Origin of the sequence: Lysinibacillus sp. RS10 (assembly GCF_041956855.1) — a bacterium.
Taxonomy (GTDB): domain Bacteria; phylum Bacillota; class Bacilli; order Bacillales_A; family Planococcaceae; genus Lysinibacillus; species Lysinibacillus xylanilyticus_A.
Window position 1 is genome coordinate 1,852,303 of record NZ_CP167122.1, and the last position, 21,687, is coordinate 1,873,989.

A 21,687-nucleotide genomic window follows, 5' to 3' on the forward strand; every position below is an offset into this window, starting at 1 on the left:
GAAGTTGGAGAGGATTTTTTCTATTAGGAAAGTCGACCGCTATAGTCTTCAAATTTAAATTCACGAATAACTTTAATGCCTTCTTCATCGTTATAAGAAACGATTGATGGAAGATTTACCCCATTAAACATATGGTTTTTCACCATTGAGTAATGTGCCATATCCGTAAATACAAGACGATCTCCTGGTTTTAAAGGTTGTTCAAATGAATAATCACCAATAATGTCACCAGCAAGACATGTAAGTCCGCCTAGACGATATGTGTGTGCTAGCTCATTTGCTTGACCAGAACCGATAATCATAGGGCGGTATGGCATTTCTAGAACATCTGGCATATGACATGTTGCCGATGTGTCTAAAATTGCTAAGTCCATACCGTTTTTCTGAATATCAAGAACAGTTGCTACTAAATAACCAGTATTTAGTGCAACAGCTTCACCTGGCTCTAAATATACGAGAAGGTTATACTTGTCTTGGATGTAATTAATGATATTCACTAGCTTTTCTACATCATAATCTTCACGAGTGATATGGTGACCACCGCCAAAGTTTAACCATTTCATTTGATGCAAAACATCACCAAATTTTTCTTCGACAACTTGTATAATACGCTCTAACGTATCTGAATTTTGCTCACACATTGCATGGAAGTGTAAGCCATCAATACCGTCAAGCTGTGACTTGTCGAAGTTGGCTAATGTTGTACCTAGGCGAGAATTTGTGTAGCAAGGATCGTAAAGGGCTGTTTCAATTTCAGAGTACTCAGGATTAATACGAATACCACATTCAATTGTTTTACCAGCAGATTTTACTTTATCCTTGTACTGTGCCCATTGGTTAAATGAGTTAAACACGATGTGCTCAACATAGCCCAGAAGCTCGTCCATCTCATGCTCCATATAAGCAGGTGCATAAACGTGTACTTCCTTGCCCATTTTTTCATAGCCAAGTCGCGCTTCGTGAAGTGAACTTGATGTAATGCCGGCTAAATATTTACCTACTAAAGGGAATGTTGAATGCATTGAAAACCCTTTTAAGGCAAGTAAAATACGGCAGCCAGTGCGATCTTGAATTGATTTTAAAAGCTCAAGATTTTTTGTTAATAATCGCTCATCCACTACGTAAGAAGGGGATGGAACTTTTGAGAAATCAATTGGTTTCATTGGTTTATTTCCTTTGCATCTAAATCAAGGTCAAGTAATTCTGGATTATGGCTTTCTTGCCATGGTAGACCCCATTTATTTAGCGCATCCATGAATGGATCTGGATTGAAATCTTCGACGTTCCAAACGCCTGGTTTACGCCATTCACCGTTCATCACAAGCATCGCGCCAATCATTGCAGGTACACCAGTTGTGTAAGAAATCGCCTGTGAACCAACTTCGTTATAACATTCTTCGTGGTCACATACGTTGTACACATAATAAGTTTTTTCCTTACCATCTTTTAGACCGCGAACGATACAACCGATATTTGTTTTCCCTTTTGTACGTGGTCCAAGTGATGCTGGATCAGGCAGTACTGCTGTAAGGAAGTGGATTGGTTGAATCATTTTTCCTTCAAACTCGATAGGCTCGATAGAAGTCATACCAACATTTTCTAATACTTTTAAATGTGTTAAGTATTTTTCTGAGAATGTCATCCAGAAACGGATTTGCTTTAAGCCTTTAATGTTTTTAGCAAGAGATTCTAACTCTTCATGGTATAACAGATAAATATCTTTTGGTCCAATTTCTGGTAAGTTATACACTTCTTTTTTCTCAAGTGGTGCAGTTTCTATCCACTTGCCTTCTTTCCAGTAACGACCATTCGCAGTAATTTCACGAATGTTGATTTCTGGGTTGAAGTTTGTTGCGAAATGATAACCATGATCACCAGCATTTGCATCCACAATATCAATGTAGTGGATTTCATCAAATTCATGTTTTTGAGCATGAGCTGTGAAAACGCCCGTTACACCTGGATCAAAACCACTACCAAGTAATGCAGTTAAGCCAGCTTTTTCGAACTTCTCTTTGTAAGCCCATTGCCATTTATATTCAAATTTTGCCGTTTCAGGTGGCTCGTAGTTTGCAGTATCCACATAGTGTACACCTGTCGCTAAGCAAGCATCCATAATCGTTAAGTCCTGATAAGGTAGTGCTACGTTAATGACAACATCTGGTCCAAAGGCTTTAATAAGCTCAATAACCTCTTCTGTATTGTCTGCGTCTACCTGTGCAGTTTGGATCTTTGTTTTTCCGCCTTCTAGTTTTTCTTTTAGAGCGTCACATTTTGAAACAGTTCTACTTGCGATACAAATTTCCTCAAATACGTCCGAATTTTGAACACACTTGTGTACCACAACACTGGCTACTCCGCCAGCTCCGATAATCAATGCTTTACCCAATTGTCTACCCCCAAGTTCATAAAAGTATTGTCAAACAAGCTGATTATACAGAAAATTGATTTACTACTCAATCATTGTTTTTAAATTTTCTACAAAAAAATTTATTTTTCTACAACAATCAGTCGTATTCAGAGGGGAATACCACGAAAAAAGAAGCTTTCTATGAAAAAAAATCCCTTTACTACTGCTGTAGAAAAGGGGAAAAATGAGGCTCATCACCATAACGTGTGGTTGATTTCCGTTCCGACTGGGCGCTTTGTAGCTGTCGCTTTGCTTTCGCACAGATAAAACATTGCCGCTGCCGCTTCGCTTTCGCACAGATAAAACATTGCCGCTGCCGCTTCGCTTTCGCGCAGAGCAGAGCTTCCTGGGGGCGTCGGGGCAACAGATGTTTTTTGTGCGAAAGCGCAGTGCAACGTAGCGGCAGCGACAGGAAGTTGGTCACGAAGGCGTTATCACAGGACGTGATGTTTTTAGCCTTCGTTCCCCATACCGCTTCGCTCCAGGGTCTCGGGCCAACAGATGTTTTTTGCGCGAAAGCGTAGTGCTAACGTAGCGGCAGCAGAGGGTTTTGTTTGTGCGAAAGCGCAGCGACAGCAACAGCACCGATGTTGGGCACGAAGGCGTTATCACAGGATGTGATGCTCTTAGTCTTCGTTCCTCGATCGCTAATCCCCAAGGAGTCGCCCAGTCTCCACTCCAATCAACTAATATACAGTCCATATATTTTAAAAAATGATAGCTCATCCCAATTCTAGTAATAAACTTCGAAACTATATTTTCCACCCAGCGATTTATTTAGAAAAACGATTTGAAATTTTCATCCCGCCATAAATAAAAAAAGATAATGAGTAATGTACTTAAAATTCCCGTCACAAGGGCATAAGTACTGAGGGCCACGTCCACTTGACTTTGCAGAGCATAAATGAAAATAGCTCCTAGTGTAAATAAGTTTCCAATAATAAGCGATATAAAATGAAAGCGACTATTCATAGCAAGCCCTCCTTTATATTGAATGCACAAATGATGTAGATAGACTACTTCAATTATCTCATAATTCAGAACTTTATCAACCTTTTTTGATAAGGGTAAATAACAGTACTTTTCTAATACAATGTCTTGCTATTGAATTAGAATGATAAGAGAAAAGTCCTGGAAGATATGTTAATACCAGCTCAACAAATGGAACATACGGCATATTAAATTAGTTGAATTGAAAGAATTTTTAGATGATAATAGATCCTTTTCTCTCTAAAGATGGTAAACTACCTATAAGACTTTTCTTTTGGTGAAGGTGAGGATTTTAATAGTGATCAAACAGTTTGATGAGCAAGTCCAACAGATAAATGAATTATTTTTAAGTGGAAAAGTGAAAGAAAGCTATCAGTTAGCGAAAATAGTTTTAGCTGATAGAGCGTTTATTGAACATGAATCATTGGCAACAATTCAACAGCACGTCGCGTTGTTAGAAGCGAACGGCTATGCAAATATGCCTGTTCCGTCTGCTGAGAAGGAGAGGCAAAGTGTTGAACGGGCAGATGGCTCCTACCCAGAGCGTGATGTACTCGCTGCTTATTTAGGAAGTCAGGATGATGAACAGTTTGCTAAAGTGGTAGACGAATTATTAGCTGGATCCATTGAAGCGCAAGCGAATGCCTACTATACAATGGCTGAATATTTTGTTCTTGCTAAGGAGCATGATAAGGTAATGGCGCAATTTGTCGAAGCGGTAAAATTACAGCCAAATAAAGCTCTTTACTGGGGAGCCTTTGCACAGTTTTTGAACCGTAGTGAAGGCAGTCCGTATTTGGCACTGCGTCTCATTGAAGAAGCAATTCAGTTAGATAGCATGAACCCTCGCTGGTACTATATTCAAGGAAATATTTTCTTGCAACTTGTTGCAGCAACAAAAAATTTAAGCTATTTACCGGCTTTAGAAGAAGCCTGGGAAAAGGCTAAAAAACGCTGCTCTGCTAAACAGATTGCCCTAAAAGTGGACATTGCGAAATCCAATGACCTACTATTGCAATGGAAAAAGCAAATGTTATAGAAAGAAAGGATACCTCTCGTAGTTAGGGGGTCTTAGAATGCTATAAGTCTGACTTCAAATGATGTCATATAATTAAGGAATCATAAATAAAATAGGGAATGAACAATCAGGTTTACCTATATTAATAATTATTCCATAAAAATGAATAATTATTAATATTTACATCTTTTTCTGTATTTTTATGCTATAATACAACTATAAACGGACGTATGAAACTTATTTTATCTTTATTCAGCAGATCTTTTCTGTAGCGAAAGCAAAGCGACCGTTACATCCACCTTTCTAGGTGAAGAGATGAATGCGGATTTGGTTCCTTTTCAGTAGGTGCCCAAACACCGACTGAATGAAGATAAAGCCTCCGGCGGATGTCACGGATATTGAAAGGAATGGATTGTGCGTGCACAATTCAAAATCCGAACGCAATTACGCCAAGGCGAAATTGATTGCATGAAAGAAGTGTTGCTTTGAGTTTATATGTAGCGTATGTGTTGGTAGGACTTGCGATTGCCATGCCTGTAGGAGCCATTACAGTAGAAATGACAAAGCAAGGACTAAAAAATGGTTTTATGCATGGCTGGGCTGTAGGGCTTGGTGGTATGACAATTGATGTTGTATTGGTTTTTGCTTTGTATATGGGACTTGCCTCCATTTTAGCAATGCCCATCATTCAAATTCCTATGTGGCTTATAGGGGCTGGCTTCTTATTCCTTTTAGGTTTGGATTCAATAAAAAATGCTGACCAGGATATTACGCTGGCAGGAGAGAAAGTGACAAAATCGTTTTTCACTTCTTATCGAAATGGTTTACTAGTAGCAATTTCGCCTGGAAATCTAGTTTTTTGGGTAAATGTTTTTGGTGTCGTACTAGCCAAATCATATGGGCAAGGGGAGTCAGCTAGTTTTTTAGTCATTGCTGCAGGGGTTCTGAGTGGCATATTGTTACATGATATAGGCTTGATGACCATTATTTCTGTTACCCGTAAAGCGATGAGTCGTAAAGTCATTAAGTCGCTTACAATAGTAGCGGGCGTATTATTAATTGGCTTTGCAGGGTATTTTATTTATGAATTTATACAAGCGATCAAAGTGTATATATAAAAAGTGCGATCCCAAAAGATCGCACTTTTTCATTTTATGCTGAAATATCGGTATTTTCACTGATACAAGCCAAAATTTCTTCTGCTACTTGATGTGCTAAAGAGAGTTCAGAAGTGAAGCCTACACATGAACAATTCATTTCTCCTAAAATATAGCAATCCTCGCCAGCTTCGTTTGTATCTAACATGAAATCGGCTGTCCAAATTAACGGTAAATTATAATTGCCGAGTAAGCTAGTAACGAGAGGGAGCTGGGTTAAAAAGTTTTGTACAAGCTCTTCCCAGTCTTCCGGTGCGTCATAGCGATATTGCGCGCCTGAGAACAGTGTTGCACTAAAAGCGTCTTCGGAATCTGCTGGTTTTTTATGTACTACGTGAACTGCTTTATCACGCAACATAAATAAGCGGATTTCACCTTCAGTAATACGAGGAAGGAAGCGCATATCAATTAGCATGCCATTTGGACCTGTAATGTACTGTTCACAGAACGTCATGAAGTCTCCGAGTTTCCAATATTCCACATGATTATCTTTTGCTTCGGTACATTTAATCTCCGCATCAAGTGGCACTTCTGTGATCCCTTCAGCAAGAGGTTCAACTAATTTTACTCGCCATATCCCTTCGCCCGTTGAACCACGATTTTGCTTTAGAACTCGTTCAGTAATAGCAAGAGAGGTAGGGAATTGGGCTTTAAATGCTTCAATCGTATAATAAGCAAATGTATCATTGGGCACTAAATTTGTAGAAGACAGCTTTGATAATACATCTTTAGAGCCATAGCCAATCATTGCATCGGGATGAGGCATACCGATGACACCTTCATTACATAGCTCGCGTAACATATCAAAATATTCTTCCTCTTGCTGTAAGTTTCCGGGATTGATACGTGATACAAAGGCTGCACCATACTCTTTGACATAATGATAAATTTCCTCTTTTTTTGTAACATCAAAGAAAATGACTTCTGCATCCTGTCCTCGTTGTTTTAGCGCATTCACCATTGGCATTGTATCTTGTCGATAGCCATCTGGTCCCTTATCTGTGCCGCCACGAACCTCGAAAAAAATAACTTTTTTATCCATAAAAAAATACCCCTTTAATATGATTGATGATATTTTCAGTATACTGGACAGACAAGGAAAAAGGATATATAAAATAAGTAAATTTTATGTATAGATTCATCGTTTTTATGATCTGTTATAGGAATTAATGACTAATATTTTCGGAATAATCCGAATTTATTGGATTTATGCTAAGCGTGTTTTTTCTAAAAAACAGTGAGGTATAAAATTAAACATAGAATAAGGAATGTTCCGATAAATTGAAAACCACTGAAGGAAATTTTAAGCCAAATTACACTTGTTATAACAGCTGTAAGGGGTTCTAAGCTGCGAAGCAAGAATACGTGGAAGAGAGGTAAATATCCGCGCGCGAAGCAAAGGAATAGCCATGAAATGAGAATCAAATCCCCATTTGTGAAAAATTATTGAAAATTATAGGTAAAAGGATGGAGCCTTTTGCACTGGATTTATTTACAGCTATAACCAAATGTGGTAAAGTAAAGTTAATAGTAAAGAAGACTTTACTATTAACTTTACTTAAAGGATTTGGTTTTTAATGAAAAAGGATGAAGAACTTCTATATCACCTTGTACAGGAAATAAATGATGCCATTTATTCGATGGATAGTCATTTCATTAAGTTACATCAGAATTTAGTGACTGATGATTTATCACCTAAGCAACTAATTTTATTAGATTTTATTGAAAAAAATAGCCAAGTGACGATAGGACAGATTGCAAGTTATTTGAATATTACTTCAAGTGCTGTCGGTCAATTGGTTAGTAAACTTGAAGAACAGCAATATGTAACTCGGAGTATTAATCCTGAAAACCGACGTGAAATATTTGTAAGTCTAGATACTTCAGGCTTTAAGTATTTTGAACGAGAGGAAGAAATAAAACGATTTATTATCTCTAAATATTATTCAAAGCTCGAATTAAGTGAGCTTGTGCAATTAAAAGAGGTTATTCAGAAACTCAATCAAATTGTCATTAAGGAAGGCACTATCGATGCATTAAATGATCATCATTTGAAAAAAGGGGAGCTGTAACATGATCGCTTTAAAGAAAAAGCAAAATATATGGCTAGCATTTTTGTTAGTCGTTCTCGCTAGTAATTACACACTCTATAACACGGGACTTGGCTTATCTATTTTACCAACTGAAACAAATGGAGTTGTCATAGGGTCATTAATTGATTTTCTCCTTGTAATGCCTGTTTTATTTATGCTGTATAAGGGTAAGTTTTCTGTAAAACAAGCGGTAATTTTAGCAGCGTCTGGTTGTATTGCAGCCCGTTTTATTATTCCAATCGAGCATCTACAGCCTTTTGTTGCGGTTACGTGGGTTGGATTTGCCATTGAAGGTTCGATTATTTTATTAGAAATATTACTAGTTGCAACTCTTGTTCGTTACATGCCAAGAATTCTAGCAGATGTACGATCAAATACTTTACCAGATCTGTTCACATTTCCACAAGCAGTTGAAAAACATGCCCCAAAGCATCTTATTATACAAATGCTTTGCACAGACTTTTTAGTACTTTACTATAGTTTGGCAAGCTGGAAGAGAAAAGAGCGTCCAGGATTAACCTTACATAAAAACTCCAGCTATATTGCTTTTCAAATTATGATCATCCATGGAATTGCCATTGAAACAATAGGAATTCACTGGTGGCTACATGAGAAATCAATGGTTCTTTCTATTCTATTGCTTATTTTTAATGTATACTCTGTTGTATTTTTTATTGCAGATATGCAGGCAATTCGTTTAAATCCTGTCTATGTAACATCTGATAAGCTGTATTTGTCTTTAGGTTTGATGAAGCGTGCAGAAATTCGCTTTGAAGATATTGAAGAACTTATTGAAGATAAGGAACAATTGGAAGGAAAATTATCTAAAGATACGATTGATTTTGTAGCACGTGATTTTGGTGAGGCCTACCCACAGTTTATTTTAAAGATGAGGGAACCTGTGGAAGTGACTTTTATGCTTGGACTAAAAAAACGTTATAACAAAGTGGCGATTAAAGCGGACCAAGTGCAGGAATTTAGAAATATGCTATTATACGGAATAGAAAATAATAGATAATAAAATACAGGTGCTAGCAACTAAGCTAGCACCTGTTTAATTTACAAGACTAAAAATTACTAAGATAACAAGAACACACAATAATGGGAAATCTACAAACCCTTTAATTAATCGACTTTTAGCTATCTGAATTTGTTCATTGGATAATTGAAAGATTGACCAAATTCTGTGCTCAATAATTTGTTGGATTATCGATTGCATAACGCTACGTAAAGTAAAATAAAGCATTCCAATTATGATAAATTTACCCCAAGTCGGAACAATGATGGTAAGCCCAATCCCCATCGCTAAAAAACGAAGATAGCCAAGGCGATACTGTTTTTGGCGAAGCATCGTTTTGCATACTATTTCCTCTATAAAATAATCGGAACGTCTAAACATGCGCTTTGAATTTTTCCATAGTAGACGAGGCTTTTTAAATTTTGGCACTAACTGACTTTTAAGTTCAGGAGTAATTCGAAATAAGAGACTTTGCCATTTATAAAAAGCTGCTTGGTCGAGTTTCACCTGCTGATCAAAATATTTCGTGCTATAAATAAAATGTCTATAATAATAGCTTGCGCAATAGACAAAAAGAATTAGATAAAAAAGTGCCGTAATAATATTGGGTACATACAAAAAGAAAACTGTGCCGAGAATACACATCACAATTTTACTTAAAAGCTGCTGCCATTTACGAAGTCTTAATTTTACAAGTGCATTGAAAAAATTAGTTGTAAATAGTAGCAGTAATAAAATAAGTAATTCCAAAATTGTTATATGATGAACGATTATGAAAATGGGCGCTAATAAAGCAAGGGCAGAAACAAGTATGAAGAGCTGCTTACTAAACGTCCAATAAAGACCAGCTTGTTTTAACTTTATCATTTGTTTTTGATTTTGGATTAAAAAAAGGCGATCAGCTCGTTGAAAAAATGTACGAATTGTTTCAATTTGTGTGATGAAAAGTAACAGCACAATGTAGATAACAGGAGTAGTATGAGCAACCCATGATGTTTGGACATTAAGAATAAAGTCTTTATAGAGGAAAAAGCCAATCACAAGAGATGGCACAACAATATATAAGGCGACTGTCCAATCGATAATGCTTGCTAGTAGCTTGAAATTATTGGAGCGCTCTATTTTTCTTCGTTGCTGAAATAAACTAGTCATGGTGATTTTCCTCAAGTAATGTATCGAAAATATCAAGAAGAGATGCTTTGTCCTGTTTCACCGTTAGGCGTAATGATGTGAGTGTACCTTGCTGTAGAATTCGCCCATGATCAATCAGTATGAAACGATCACATATTTTTTCTGCCGTATCGAGTGCATGTGTACTCATTAAAATGGAGGCACCTTGCGCTTTTAATTCATCTAAAGTCGTTAAGAGCTTACGCATTGCCTGTGGATCTAGCCCCATAAATGGTTCATCTAAAATATAGGAAGAATGATTGTCAAGAAATGCTAAAATAAGCATCACTTTTTGTTGCATACCTTTGGAAAACGTTGTTGGATAATCATGTAGCTTATGGTCTAATTTAAAAATATCTAGTAATTCATGTGCACGATCGGTTAAAGAAGCCTCTTTACCTGCTACACGCATGTAAAAATCAATATGCTCCCATAATGTAAAATACTCATACAAAATTGGTCTTTCTGGTATGTAGCCGTAAGTTCCTATTGAGACATGACCATCCATAATTGGTAAGACACCCATCATTCCCTGCAAGGTTGTACTTTTACCTGCCCCATTTGAACCGATTAATCCAACAAGCTCACCGCTGTTTACTTGAAATTGAATGTCCGTAATAACGATTTCTTCTTCTACATAGCCACCTTTATGTATATTAATATCTATTGTCATTAACGTCCTCTCCTTTTATTTACTTACGAATAAAGAGGAGAAATGTTTCGAAATTTGAGTTATTTCTTTTTGGGGAATAAAACATATGAAATGCTTATTGCAGTATCAATCGCAAGGACAATACCCCAAACTTTCATTACTTGAAATAGGGGAGATGTATCAGAATTTGAACCAACGAAAAGAGACATAGCATACAATAATCCAGCACCAATGATGAAGGCAACAATATGCTGTCCAAGCATTTTCATTTCATGCTTACCTTTTGCCATTCCAGTCAATGGCTCTTTTTTATGGACAGATTTTAAAAACCATTGTTGGAATTTTTCATCTGCCCATGTAATCATCGTTTTACCATAGGCTATGGAGACCCCAATGTAGATAGCTGCTATACCGTGAGATATAGAAGCGGAAGTGCCTGCTTTTAAATCTAGTGCAGTGAGGATGACAAGTAACAAATCTATAACAGGTGTTAGTGCAAAAAAGAAAATGCTCAGTTTCGGCATTTTCAAAACATATCTGCAAATAAGCCCTAGAATAATAACAATCCAAAAGGCGATTTCCGCAGTAATAATCCAGGCAATCATATAAAACCTCCAAACTTTAATTAATGCAGTTATAGTAATTAAAGTACCGTAAGTTTTTAATTAAAACAATTGTATTAAAAAAGATTATAAAGATATGCCAAAAATAGTGAATCATGAAGAAAGGAAAGCGGATATCGCAAAAGATATGTGGAATGTCATTTGCAAGGGGGAAAGGCGCTATAGTACTGTCCATTACGTAGGAGGAAGGAATCGTTTTCGCGATGGCTATAGAAGAGAAGCCTTTAAATGTTTTTATCGACTTGTACAGATGGATAAAGGAAGACTCATAGAAAAATAGATAGACCTGGAAATTGCCCATCTGCTAATCCAGGTGGGCAATTGCATTTAATATATCTTCACTGACTGCATCCCAAAATTGTTGCTGTACAGAATCACAATATAGATATAACTCTTTATTTTGAACATGCTCATATAGCTCCGTAATCGCTTCCTTTTGGAAATGGAGTCGATGGTTTAATGCTTCTCGTTCTTCCTCGATACAAAACGATTTAAATATATCTGCGAGGCGCTCAAGCTTTGCCAATTGTTGTTTCGTTACCTCATATTGTGTTTTGTGAAAGCGACCTACTGCTGTAGTCATCGTAATCTTTGCTCGATGCTCAGTATTTAACGTTCGCAATTCTTCCTGACGAATAGCCACGCGATACCAAAATTCATAACGAATAGGTAAGTCTTTTAGCTCGTATGTGAGCAAGTATTTTAAAATAAAAGAAACTTGCTCATATGTATCTATAATCTTTTCTGATTCTTTAAAAATACCAAACATACAACCACCCCCGTCTAGTTTTAATACTACGAACGAAGAAGGAAATCCTTTAAATTTTTGATAATATACGGAAAATTACCAGTCGGAACAGAAATCACCCCCTCGTATTGCCGAAGAGTCACAATTTATTTAATTGGACAAATATCATGGACATAATATAGTTTTTTAACAACATGGCACTAGATTTTTACCTCAAGGTAAGAACCTAGTGTTTTTTGTGAATTAAAAAATTATTAAATTATCACAAAATTCCTTATTTTTTGTTAAGAAAAGTATCGTTTATGAAGAAATATAGAAATAGCATTTACAAAATAAAAATATATGTGTTAACTTTAGAAATGTAACTAGTTAACTTAAAGGGGGAGGTTAACAATGCAACATTTTTGGGTTGTTGGGACAGATACAGATGTCGGTAAAACGGTTATCACCACATTACTGATGCGACAATTACAGCAGCATGATCTACAAGTCACGCCTTACAAGCCTGTGCAAACGGGCGAGGTACATGAGAATGGGCATTGCTATTACTACGATACAGCAATGTATGAAAAGTATTCATTACAAAGACTGGAGCCAGATAATTTAAATGGCTATTCGTTTAAGGAAGCCGCATCACCACATTTTGCTGCGCAACTGGAGGGCCAGCAAATTAATGTGGAGCATTTATTACATCAAATTCAGAAGTTACAGCAATCAAACGATGTCGTGATTTGTGAGGGAGCAGGGGGACTTTTTGTTCCATTGGATACATTTGGAGAAAATACTCTCCTTGATGTAATCGTTCAAAGTAAGCTTCCAGTTGTTATTGTCACACGAACAACACTAGGAACGATTAACCATACATTGCTAACTCTTGAGGCTTTACATACTCGAAATGTTGAGGTTCTTGGCATTGTATTTAATGGAGACACAGGCAGTAAGATGGAACAAGATAATGTGAAAACGATTCTACAACATCATGATTTACCATATGCGACGATTCCAAAGCTTCAAGATATTTCACAAGCTGTTGACTATTCCATTTCACGTACATCTTTGTTTGAAAGGCTGGTCAACTATGAAACAAGCATTAACTGAATTGCAGAAAAGAGATTTACAACATGTCTGGCATCCGTGCTCACAAATGAAGGACTATGAGCAATTTCCGCCTATTGTACTTAAAAAAGGACAAGGTGTTTGGCTATACGATGAAAATAATCATCGCTATTTAGACGCCGTATCTTCTTGGTGGGTTAATTTGTTTGGACATGCAAATCCTCGTATTAGTCAAGCATTAAGTGATCAAGCATTTACATTAGAACATGCGATTTTTGCGAACTTTTCACATGAACCTGCGATTAAGGTGGCAGAAAAGTTAGTTGCCTTAACGCCAGATGGTTTAAATAAAGTATTTTTTGCAGACAACGGCTCATCAGCTATTGAAGTCGCACTAAAAATGAGCTTTCAGTATCATATGCAAATTGGAAAAACAACGAAAAAACGTTTTTTTGCCTTGACGGATGCTTATCACGGTGAAACACTAGGTGCCTTATCTGTTGGAGGGGTAGGGTTGTATAACGAAGTGTATCAGCCACTATTATTGGATACGGTGCGTGCACAGGGGCCAGATTGCTACCGATGTCCTTTCAAAGAGAAGCCTGAAAGCTGTCATGCCCAATGTATACAATTTGTTGAAGAAGAGCTTCATCAGCATCATGAAGAAATTACAGCTGTTATTATTGAGCCACTAATTCAAGCGGCAGCGGGTATGAAAATGTACCCTCCAATTTATTTGAAGCGATTACGAGAGCTTTGTACAAAATACGATATTCATTTAATCGCAGATGAAATTGCAGTTGGTTTTGGACGTACAGGTACATTATTTGCCTGTGAGCAAGCGGATATTGCTCCAGATTTTATGTGCTTGTCAAAAGGTTTAACAGGTGGATATTTGCCACTATCCGCTGTATTAACGACTGATGATGTTTATAACGCTTTTTATGATGATTACGGCACGATGAAAGCGTTTTTACACTCTCATAGCTATTCTGGTAATACACTGGCTTGTCGAGTAGCTCTAGAAGTTTTGACAATGTTTGAAGAGGAGCGTGTGATCGACATTGTACAAAACAAGGGTGAACGTATGCGGAAGCTAGCTATGCAGGCATTTGAACAATTTCCATTTGTTGGCGAATATCGACAGGTAGGGTTAGTTGGCGCTATTGAACTAGTCGCCAATCGTGAAACAAAGGAGCCACTTCCAAGTGAGGAACGTATCGGTTATCAAATATATAAACGTGCTTTAGAGAAAGGCTTACTGATTCGTCCTCTTGGCAATATATTATATTTCATGCCTCCTTACATTATATCTGATGATGAAATGCGTTTTATGATTGATACAACAAAAGAAACGCTTATGCAATTTTTTGAGGAGTGGGAGGGAGTAGTTTGTTCAAACGACAATCAACACTGACACTTGTCATGATTGCGATGTTTGCCGCTTTAACCGCAATCGGGGCGTTTATTAAAATACCGCTACCTGTAGTGCCCTTTACATTACAAATTGTCTTTGTTTTTTTAGCAGGTTGCTTGCTCGGCAGTCGCAATGGATTTCAAAGTCAGCTCGTCTATATAGGCGTTGGTTTAGTTGGTTTGCCCGTTTTTACACAAGGTGGAGGCATCACCTATGTACTGCAACCAACATTTGGTTACCTGATTGGCTTTGCACTGGCAGCTTTAGTCATTGGTTTCATCATTGAAAGAGTGGATACTCCAACGAAAAAACATTTTATCGGTGCAAATATTGTCGGGCTTATCGTTATTTATGCGGTGGCCGTTCCATATTTATATGTGTCTTTGAATTTCTGGTTACACATGGAAACTAGCTGGTCACATATTTTCTTAGTTGGCTTTTTAAACAGTATTGTTGCAGATTTTTGCTTAGCAATCGCTTCTGCACTTCTGGCTGAGCGACTTTACAAAGTATTTAATTCAGCAAGAGCAATACCTTCTTTCAGCAAATCTCTTTTGTAGCGAAAGCAAAGCGTCAGCTACAGAAGTCTCCCACCTCTATAGGTGGAGAGATAAATGCAGATTTAAGTTGTTTTTTAGCGGATATTCAACGCTAGCTGAAATAAGTTATAGCCTCCGGCGGATGTCACGGAATCGGAAAGGAATACTTAGGGGATGTTAGCCTAAAACCATCGCATCCATGCGATAACGGCTAACTGACCTGCATCATGCTGCTGCCGCTACGTTAGCACTGCGCTTTCGCACAAAAAACATCTGCAGGCCTAAGCACAAAGCCGATTCCGGACACAATTATGCCGAGGCATAATTGATTGATTGTACAAGTAGAGAGGGAGAATGTCTAATGAATTGGTTACAGTTAGCAGAGGAAGTTATTGAGGGGAAGATCGTTAGCAATGAGGAGGCTCTTGCTATTTTAAATAGTGACGATGATGAGCTTTTGAAGGTGATGGACGGAGCTTTTGCCATTCGTAAGCACTATTATGGGAAAAAAGTAAAATTAAATATGATTATGAATGCTAAGAGCGGTTATTGCCCAGAGGATTGTGGCTATTGTTCACAGTCATCTAAATCAACAGCTCCGATTGACAAATATCCATTCATTACGAAAGAGGAAATTTTAGCGGGGGCAAAACGAGCATTTGACAATAAAATTGGTACTTATTGCATCGTGGCAAGTGGTCGTGGTCCGACTCGAAAGGATGTCAATGTAGTAAGTGAAGCTGTGTCAGAAATTAAAGAAAAGTATGGCTTAAAAGTATGTGCCTGTCTTGGCTTATTAAAAGAAGAACAGGCACAGCAATTAAAAGAAGCGGGGGTAGACCGTTACAACCATAACTTAAATACATCTGAACGACATCACTCCTATATTACTACGTCCCATACGTATGAGGACCGTGTGAATACGGTTGAGATTGCGAAAAAGCATGGAATATCACCTTGCTCAGGTGCCATTATCGGTATGAAAGAAACAAAAGAGGATGTCGTGAATATTGCACGTGCACTTCATCAATTAGACGCGGATTCTATTCCTGTCAACTTCTTAAACGCGATTGACGGTACGAAACTAGAAGGAACGAAAGAATTAAATCCACGCTATTGTTTAAAGGTTTTAGCGTTGTTCCGTTATATTAATCCAACAAAAGAAATTCGTATTTCTGGTGGTCGCGAAGTCAATCTTGGGTCACTTCAGCCACTAGGTCTATATGCAGCAAACAGTATCTTTGTAGGGGATTACTTAACAACTGAAGGTCAAGAAGCAAACAGTGATTATCGTATGCTTGAGGATTTAGGCTTTGAAATTGAATTATCAGCAAAGCAAGAAGAAGCATTCTGCTAAATAAAACTTTTGAAATAAAATTTACTACTACTACTACTTAATTATCATCGAAATTGAAAAGCCGTATGTGCGTCGTGGAAAAGGCGTACATACGGTTTTTTTTGTATTGGACAGATAAGAAAGAAGAAAGTGATCGATAGAGTACCCCGAACGACGGATAGAAAGGGTAAAGTGACGGATAGACAATATTAAAATGGTAGAAAGATTGTTTTTATGCCTTGAAAATTCAGGTTTTCACAAATTGTTCAAGTGAAAGCGTTTTGAAATTGAACAGTTTGTGAAGGGATTCACATAATACTTTCTTTTTAAAAAAATCGGCGTAAAATAAGAATTGAGCAAGAGGTTGTTGTGAAACAGTTAGAAAAAGTAGCACGATTTTCATTGGTTGTTATATTACAAAAACGAGTTGGAAGGGAGATTTTATTAATGTGGGTTATTACAGTATTTGATAAAAAGGACGTTCGAATTTTTGAGTATACAAACAAAAATGAGGCAACACAAGCTTTAGCTAAATTCAAAAAAAATGCCGTTTTAACATATACAAAATAATATAAGTAGTAAAAGATCAGCAACCCTCTTTGTACGCTATCGCGCCGAAGAGGATTGCTTTTTACGTTGTACAAAACTATGAATGAAAATAGAGAGGGCACTATACACTAATAAAAGCGCCATCGAATCTAGGGATACTTTAACACGATTAAGTATGACCATCTATTATCCTGAATAATGTAGAACACCGTACAAGCGTTCAAAAGCGCTCATACGGTGTTCTCTTGTCTTGACTATAAAATACTACCTAAACGTTTAATACCTTCACGGATCACTTCTGGTGTTGCATTTGTATAGTTTAGGCGCATTGTATTCACATTCGTTTTCGAAGTGTAGAATGGGTCGCCAGGTACGAAAGCAACTTTTTGCTCCATTGCTTTATGGAAAATATCTAAGGATGATGCTCCATTGTTCATTGTAGCCCAAATGAACATTCCACCTTCAGGTCTTGTGTAGTCCACATGTTCAGGGAAGAACTCTTCCATCGCATCTAGCATTGCCTGTGCTTGATTTTGATATAATGCTTTAATTTTTTGGACATGCTCCGTATAGTCATTGTTTGCTAAATAATCATAAATGACATATTGAGAGAAAATATTTGTGTGTAGGTCAGTTGCTTGCTTCGCTGTTTCGATATGTTCCATTAATTCTTTATTTTTTGTAATGATAAAGCCAAGACGCATTCCTGGTGTGACTGTTTTAGAGAAAGAACCTAGCAAAATACTATTTTCTAATTTACCAGCACCGATATATGGTAGTGGCTCACCTTCGAAGCGTAATTCTCCATATGGGTCATCCTCGATTAATGCTACATCGTATTTTGAAATGATTTCGTAAATTTGCTGACGTTTTTCTTTAGAATACGTTAGTCCTGTTGGGTTTTGGAAGTTTGGTACTGTATAAATGAATTTTACATTTGGTTGCTGAAGGGCTTTCTCTAACTCTTCTAAGTTTAAGCCATCATTTTCGAGAGTTACTCCATAAAATGTAGGTTCACTTAATGTGAAGGCTTGAATGGCGCCTAAATAACCAGGTTCTTCAATAATAATGCCATCACCTTTGTTAATCAGTACTTTCCCAATTAATTCAAGAGCCTGTTGTGAGCCTGTTGTAATAAATACATCGTCAGCATGGATGTCTAGTCCGTGTACACGTTGATATTTTGCAGCGATGTATTCACGTAAAGGCGCGTAGCCCTGCGTAGATGAATATTGGAATAGACGACTGCCATTTGTAGCAATGGCATTGTTCGCAGATGCCTGTAACGCATCAATCGGGAACGAGATTGGGTTAGGAAGACCCCCTGCAAAGGAAATGACATCCTCTGCATCAGTTACTTTCAAAATATTTCGGATGAATGAAGATGGGGTTTTTAAAATTCTTTCTGAAAATTGCATAATGTATCGGTCCTTTTTTCTGATTTTTTAAAAATTATATCATTGTAATCATTTGCATACAATATTATCATTGTATGCAAGACAATTAAATATTGTATGCAATCAAAGAGAGAGAGAAGGGGCTGTGCTAATGCCAGTAAATTCGTTTGAAGAATATCCGATGAGTTGGAAGCCAGATATAAGCAATATTTCGGCTCCGTTATATATAGCAATTGCCGAACAGCTTGAACAAGATATAAAGGATGGGAAATTATCTCCAGGAACTAAGCTTCCTCCACAGCGGGAATTAGCTGACTTTTTAGACGTTAATTTAAGCACGATCACAAGGGCATTTAAGCTTTGTGGGCAGAAGGGGCTTATTTATGCCTCGATTGGAAGCGGAACATTCGTTTCATCAGACGCCGCGACGAATAAAATTTTATTACCGACTAGTAATTCTTCTCATATGATTGAAATGGGGTCTGTATTACCAGAAAATCATGCAAATGAGGACATTACACGGTATATGAAAAAGATGATGAATGACCCGAATTTTAGCAAACTATTTCAATACGGACGCCCTGAAGGCAATGCGTGGCAAACGGAGGCGGCAATGAAGCTTTTGGAAAAAGTCAACTTTCAAACGGATCAACCTGTATTGCTTGGGGCGGGGGGACAAAATGCCATTGTTGGAACGTTAGCTGCATTGTTTCAGCCAGGTGATCGAATTGGTACAGATCCCATTACATATGCTGGTATCAAAACAGCGGCAAATATGCTTGGTATCCAACTCGTAGCAATCCAACAAAGAAACGGAGAAATGACAAGAGAGGGGCTATTATACGCTTGTAAAAATGAGCATATTAAAGGTCTTTATGTTATTCCTGATTTTCATAACCCTACTACCCATACAATGTCGATGGAAACAAGAAAAATGATTGCGGTAGTTGCAAGGCAGACAGGCTTAATCGTCATAGAAGATGCGATATATAGTTTTCTTAAGGAGCAGCCATTTGCACCAATAGCTTCCTATGCACCAGAAAAGGTTATTTATATTGCCAGTGTGTCAAAAACAATCTCGCCTGGCTTACGACTATCCTTTATTGTTACACCTTTAACGCTTCGGAAGAAAATAATGGAAACACTGTATAATATAAATATCTCAGTGTCTCCGATGATGGTGGAGTTAACAGCGAGGATGATTCATGATGGTGTTGCACAATCCATTTTAGAGAAACATCGATTGTATGCAAAACAACAAAATTCACTAGTCAATCAATATTTAGGGGATTATAACATTTTAGGGGAAGAAGAATGCATGTTTAGATGGCTTATACTTCCTGAAAAATTTACTAGTGTGCAGTTTGAATTGCTTGCATCAAAAGCAGGTGTGCAAGTATATGCAGCTGAACGCTTTGCCGTCGGAAATGTGAAGCCGATCAATGCGGTGCGTTTGGCCATCACTGCTCCGGAAACTCAGCTTGAACAAGCACTAATTATTTTGAAGGATTTACTTGAAAGTGATGGGGATTATTCATTTGTTGATTGAAATATTTTAGGACAAGTAGAGATACGATAGCGTCAACAAGAGGCTGGGACATAAGTATATTTTTCAAGCGAAATTAAAAAATTTCACATCAGAAAAGCGAGGGAAATCAACGTTTCTAAAATTGATTTCCCTCGCTTTTTAAGGTTTTAACCAGTTATGTCCCAGACTCCTTATTTTGTTGCTTTTTCTAAAATACTAAAAAAATCGCTATCATTTACGATGGCATATTTTTTGTCGGCACTGCCGTCGGTACTAATGATACTTAGTATTTTTTTATCTGAATCAAGGTACATTGAATAACCCGCATTTAATGTAATGGTGATTCGGTAATCGTAATTAGTGGTGTTTATAGTTGTTTTTTTAAATTTTGCGTTTTGAAAAGCCTTTATAAGTTCTTGTTGTGTTTTTTCTGGAATTTCAATTTCCGTAAATATATCTTTTTTTTCTGTATTGACACTAAAAATAGTTACAGTTGGATTTTCCGCATTAAAATCAGCGTTTTCTAATACATCTGTTGCAGAGTCGTTATGGTCTTTCATTGCAATAAAAAAAACAACAGCAATAATGATTATGAGTAAAGGTAATATAATTATAAATTTTTTCATATAGACCCCTTCTTTATCCTTTTTTAATAATTGAATTATAGCAAATTTTGGGAATTGGAGGGCTTTTTAAAGGTATAATGAGTGTTATTTAAGAAGGATTTTTTTGTTGTTATTTTGCCGATATATTCCTATTTTACTGATTTCCGCTACGGTCTACTCGACTCCAGTGGAAATCAGCATCTTCGAATTTAATTCGAATGTATAAAAATGGCTAATCAACACACCTGTTTTTTTCATAACAAATGATAAATTAGTTATATCGAAGTAGCTTGAGGAAGTCATATATGCTGCTCAGTGCAAATATATAAATAGAAACAAACAAAATTAGGACATGCCCATCCTTTTGTTTTATTTTCTCGAGCGAAATATTTCTGGTTTATTTGTAATGTGCAAGAGGATCTAGTTGATAGGTTTGATTTCAAGATAAGAAGGAGGTCGTTCAAAAATGGGTTTAAACAAAGGCTTTGATACTACCTTTTTAGGAGAAGAGTTTCCTATCCCATTTCCACGTTTACGTGAAGATATAGGCCAAGTAGCATTAGAAGGAGGTAAAGTTTATCCATTTACGCACTTTTCAATTGTGATGAATAAAGAACGGAAATTTGCCATTTATGGAGCGAACAATACGGATAAAGAACGGGATATACAACTTAAGAGATGTAATAATTGGCATACTGACGATCGGATTGGAGAGGAAAATCAGGTAGGTGGATGGTTATATGAAGGAGGACAAGCAGACTTGTGGGATAGAGGTCACCTTGTCAGAAGAGACGATGTAGGTTGGGGAGAAAGAGATGAAGCAAAGGATGGAGATTGTGATTCATTTTGCTTTGCAAATATTGCCCCTCAACATAAGGAGTTTCATCATACAAAATGGGGTGACATCGAAGGTTGGATTATTAATCAAACTAAGAGCAAAAATAAAAAATTCTCAATTTTCACTGGGCCGATCTTTACGGAAAATGACAGGGAGTACTGCGGATATCAAAAACCCTTAGGTTGCGGTATAAAGATACCGGCCGGATTTTGGAAAGTAGCTTTTTATATTGGGGTTGATGATAGGCTCCGTTCAGTCGCATTTAAAATAGTACAGGATGATTATTGGAGACATAACGTAAAGGCAGAATTTCGTTCCTCGACAAAAAATCGCTTACTGGAGAAAATGGATGTACTAACACAATACCAAGTTCCTTTAACAACAATAACTGAAATTACAGGAATACAATTTGATGATTATCTATATGAGACAAATCCTTTATATTACCATGCTAACGCTATGACTGAAAGAGCCAATATTGCTACTCCAGAAGCATACATTATTCGAGATCAAACAGATTTAATATTAGATCGGTCCAAATGA

The 21,687-nt window shown here is 37.1% G+C and carries 22 protein-coding genes; 11 read left to right on the plus strand and 11 right to left on the minus strand.

From position 1 onward, the window contains the following. Positions 1-23: 23 nt before the first annotated feature. The 4 genes from nspC to ACB089_RS09500 form a co-directional block, all read right to left on the minus strand. Entirely contained in the window at positions 24-1,163 is a 1,140-nt protein-coding gene (gene nspC / locus ACB089_RS09485) for a carboxynorspermidine decarboxylase (protein WP_068984736.1), read from the minus strand. After that, positions 1,160-2,389: a saccharopine dehydrogenase family protein gene (locus tag ACB089_RS09490; RefSeq protein WP_374966181.1), complete on the minus strand. Its 1,230-nt coding sequence runs from the start codon at positions 2,387-2,389 to the stop codon at positions 1,160-1,162. The genes nspC and ACB089_RS09490 overlap by 4 nt, the downstream gene beginning before the upstream one ends. A 215-nt stretch (positions 2,390-2,604) precedes the next feature. Then, positions 2,605-2,805: a hypothetical protein gene (locus ACB089_RS09495; RefSeq protein ID WP_374966182.1), complete on the minus strand. Its 201-nt coding sequence runs from the start codon at positions 2,803-2,805 to the stop codon at positions 2,605-2,607. 382 nt (positions 2,806-3,187) lie between these two features. Next, a complete protein-coding gene (locus ACB089_RS09500) occupies positions 3,188-3,382 on the minus strand; it encodes a hypothetical protein (protein ID WP_368636685.1) in 195 nt (64 codons plus the stop codon). A 316-nt stretch (positions 3,383-3,698) separates the two neighbouring features. On the opposite strand from ACB089_RS09500, the gene ACB089_RS09505 reads away from it, so the two are divergent. Both ACB089_RS09505 and ACB089_RS09510 read left to right on the plus strand, forming a co-directional pair. Further along, on the plus strand, positions 3,699-4,439 hold the full coding sequence (locus ACB089_RS09505) for a hypothetical protein (RefSeq protein WP_374966183.1): 741 nt from the start codon (positions 3,699-3,701) through the stop codon (positions 4,437-4,439). Between the two features lie 464 nt (positions 4,440-4,903). After that, entirely contained in the window at positions 4,904-5,536 is a 633-nt protein-coding gene (locus ACB089_RS09510) for a LysE family transporter (protein ID WP_374966184.1), read from the plus strand. Between the two features lie 34 nt (positions 5,537-5,570). Here the strand turns inward: ACB089_RS09510 and ACB089_RS09515 are convergent, their stop codons facing one another. After that, positions 5,571-6,617, minus strand: coding sequence for a Cj0069 family protein (locus ACB089_RS09515; protein WP_374966185.1), 1,047 nt, complete (start codon positions 6,615-6,617; stop codon positions 5,571-5,573). Between the two features lie 535 nt (positions 6,618-7,152). Between ACB089_RS09515 and ACB089_RS09520 the strand changes: the two genes are divergently transcribed. Then, positions 7,153-7,647 carry a MarR family winged helix-turn-helix transcriptional regulator gene (locus ACB089_RS09520; protein ID WP_374966186.1) on the plus strand — a complete coding sequence of 165 codons (495 nt, stop codon included), beginning with the start codon at positions 7,153-7,155 and terminating at the stop codon, positions 7,645-7,647. Position 7,648: 1 nt separating this feature from the next. Beyond that, positions 7,649-8,686, plus strand: coding sequence for a beta-carotene 15,15'-monooxygenase (locus tag ACB089_RS09525; protein ID WP_374966187.1), 1,038 nt, complete (start codon positions 7,649-7,651; stop codon positions 8,684-8,686). 36 nt (positions 8,687-8,722) lie between these two features. On the opposite strand, the gene ACB089_RS09530 is transcribed toward ACB089_RS09525, so the two are convergent. The 4 genes from ACB089_RS09530 to ACB089_RS09545 all read right to left on the minus strand — a co-directional run bounded on the left by ACB089_RS09530 (position 8,723) and on the right by ACB089_RS09545 (position 11,900). Next, positions 8,723-9,838 carry an ABC transporter permease gene (locus ACB089_RS09530; protein ID WP_374966188.1) on the minus strand — a complete coding sequence of 372 codons (1,116 nt, stop codon included), beginning with the start codon at positions 9,836-9,838 and terminating at the stop codon, positions 8,723-8,725. Further along, entirely contained in the window at positions 9,831-10,529 is a 699-nt protein-coding gene (locus ACB089_RS09535) for an ABC transporter ATP-binding protein (RefSeq protein ID WP_374966189.1), read from the minus strand. The genes ACB089_RS09530 and ACB089_RS09535 overlap by 8 nt, the downstream gene beginning before the upstream one ends. A gap of 59 nt (positions 10,530-10,588) precedes the next feature. Beyond that, positions 10,589-11,113: a hypothetical protein gene (locus ACB089_RS09540; RefSeq protein WP_374966190.1), complete on the minus strand. Its 525-nt coding sequence runs from the start codon at positions 11,111-11,113 to the stop codon at positions 10,589-10,591. 322 nt (positions 11,114-11,435) lie between these two features. Continuing rightward, positions 11,436-11,900, minus strand: a complete 465-nt coding sequence (locus ACB089_RS09545; RefSeq protein WP_374966191.1) for a hypothetical protein — start codon at positions 11,898-11,900, stop codon at positions 11,436-11,438. A gap of 372 nt (positions 11,901-12,272) precedes the next feature. Between ACB089_RS09545 and bioD the strand changes: the two genes are divergently transcribed. From bioD to ACB089_RS09570, 5 genes are all read left to right on the plus strand, one after another. Further along, the gene (bioD, locus tag ACB089_RS09550; RefSeq protein WP_374966192.1) at positions 12,273-12,977 is read left to right on the plus strand and encodes a dethiobiotin synthase; all 705 of its coding nucleotides are present in this window, start codon (positions 12,273-12,275) and stop codon (positions 12,975-12,977) included. Next, the gene (gene bioA, locus ACB089_RS09555) at positions 12,958-14,352 is read left to right on the plus strand and encodes an adenosylmethionine--8-amino-7-oxononanoate transaminase (protein WP_374966193.1); all 1,395 of its coding nucleotides are present in this window, start codon (positions 12,958-12,960) and stop codon (positions 14,350-14,352) included. The genes bioD and bioA overlap by 20 nt, the downstream gene beginning before the upstream one ends. Beyond that, the gene (locus ACB089_RS09560) at positions 14,328-14,912 is read left to right on the plus strand and encodes a biotin transporter BioY (protein WP_374966194.1); all 585 of its coding nucleotides are present in this window, start codon (positions 14,328-14,330) and stop codon (positions 14,910-14,912) included. Before bioA ends, ACB089_RS09560 begins: the two co-directional genes overlap by 25 nt. 340 nt (positions 14,913-15,252) lie before the next feature. Continuing rightward, complete coding sequence (gene bioB, locus ACB089_RS09565; RefSeq protein ID WP_374966195.1) at positions 15,253-16,248, plus strand: biotin synthase BioB; 996 nt, start codon at positions 15,253-15,255, stop codon at positions 16,246-16,248. Between the two features lie 348 nt (positions 16,249-16,596). Further along, positions 16,597-16,797 carry a hypothetical protein gene (locus tag ACB089_RS09570; protein WP_374966196.1) on the plus strand — a complete coding sequence of 67 codons (201 nt, stop codon included), beginning with the start codon at positions 16,597-16,599 and terminating at the stop codon, positions 16,795-16,797. A 233-nt stretch (positions 16,798-17,030) separates the two neighbouring features. On the opposite strand, the gene ACB089_RS09575 is transcribed toward ACB089_RS09570, so the two are convergent. Next, positions 17,031-18,194, minus strand: coding sequence for a PLP-dependent aminotransferase family protein (locus tag ACB089_RS09575; RefSeq protein WP_374966197.1), 1,164 nt, complete (start codon positions 18,192-18,194; stop codon positions 17,031-17,033). Between the two features lie 130 nt (positions 18,195-18,324). On the opposite strand from ACB089_RS09575, the gene ACB089_RS09580 reads away from it, so the two are divergent. Next, the gene (locus ACB089_RS09580; protein ID WP_374966198.1) at positions 18,325-19,722 is read left to right on the plus strand and encodes a PLP-dependent aminotransferase family protein; all 1,398 of its coding nucleotides are present in this window, start codon (positions 18,325-18,327) and stop codon (positions 19,720-19,722) included. Positions 19,723-19,892: 170 nt separating this feature from the next. Here the strand turns inward: ACB089_RS09580 and ACB089_RS09585 are convergent, their stop codons facing one another. Beyond that, positions 19,893-20,327, minus strand: coding sequence for a hypothetical protein (locus ACB089_RS09585; protein ID WP_374966199.1), 435 nt, complete (start codon positions 20,325-20,327; stop codon positions 19,893-19,895). 445 nt (positions 20,328-20,772) lie between these two features. Here ACB089_RS09585 and ACB089_RS09590 point away from each other — a divergent pair, with 445 nt between their 5' ends. Further along, complete coding sequence (locus tag ACB089_RS09590) at positions 20,773-21,687, plus strand: DNA/RNA non-specific endonuclease (RefSeq protein WP_374966200.1); 915 nt, start codon at positions 20,773-20,775, stop codon at positions 21,685-21,687.

Coding starts and splice junctions, on each gene's coding strand:
- nspC (WP_068984736.1), bottom strand. CDS start 1,163: ATGAAACCAATTGATTTCTCAAAAGTTCCATCCCCTTCTTACGTAGTG.
- ACB089_RS09500 (WP_368636685.1), bottom strand. CDS start 3,382: ATGAATAGTCGCTTTCATTTTATATCGCTTATTATTGGAAACTTATTT.
- ACB089_RS09515 (WP_374966185.1), bottom strand. CDS start 6,617: ATGGATAAAAAAGTTATTTTTTTCGAGGTTCGTGGCGGCACAGATAAG.
- ACB089_RS09520 (WP_374966186.1), top strand. CDS start 7,153: ATGAAAAAGGATGAAGAACTTCTATATCACCTTGTACAGGAAATAAAT.
- ACB089_RS09525 (WP_374966187.1), top strand. CDS start 7,649: ATGATCGCTTTAAAGAAAAAGCAAAATATATGGCTAGCATTTTTGTTA.
- ACB089_RS09530 (WP_374966188.1), bottom strand. CDS start 9,838: ATGACTAGTTTATTTCAGCAACGAAGAAAAATAGAGCGCTCCAATAAT.
- ACB089_RS09535 (WP_374966189.1), bottom strand. CDS start 10,529: ATGACAATAGATATTAATATACATAAAGGTGGCTATGTAGAAGAAGAA.
- ACB089_RS09540 (WP_374966190.1), bottom strand. CDS start 11,113: ATGATTGCCTGGATTATTACTGCGGAAATCGCCTTTTGGATTGTTATT.
- ACB089_RS09545 (WP_374966191.1), bottom strand. CDS start 11,900: ATGTTTGGTATTTTTAAAGAATCAGAAAAGATTATAGATACATATGAG.
- bioD (WP_374966192.1), top strand. CDS start 12,273: ATGCAACATTTTTGGGTTGTTGGGACAGATACAGATGTCGGTAAAACG.
- bioA (WP_374966193.1), top strand. CDS start 12,958: ATGAAACAAGCATTAACTGAATTGCAGAAAAGAGATTTACAACATGTC.
- bioB (WP_374966195.1), top strand. CDS start 15,253: ATGAATTGGTTACAGTTAGCAGAGGAAGTTATTGAGGGGAAGATCGTT.
- ACB089_RS09575 (WP_374966197.1), bottom strand. CDS start 18,194: ATGCAATTTTCAGAAAGAATTTTAAAAACCCCATCTTCATTCATCCGA.
- ACB089_RS09580 (WP_374966198.1), top strand. CDS start 18,325: ATGCCAGTAAATTCGTTTGAAGAATATCCGATGAGTTGGAAGCCAGAT.
- ACB089_RS09585 (WP_374966199.1), bottom strand. CDS start 20,327: ATGAAAAAATTTATAATTATATTACCTTTACTCATAATCATTATTGCT.
- ACB089_RS09590 (WP_374966200.1), top strand. CDS start 20,773: ATGGGTTTAAACAAAGGCTTTGATACTACCTTTTTAGGAGAAGAGTTT.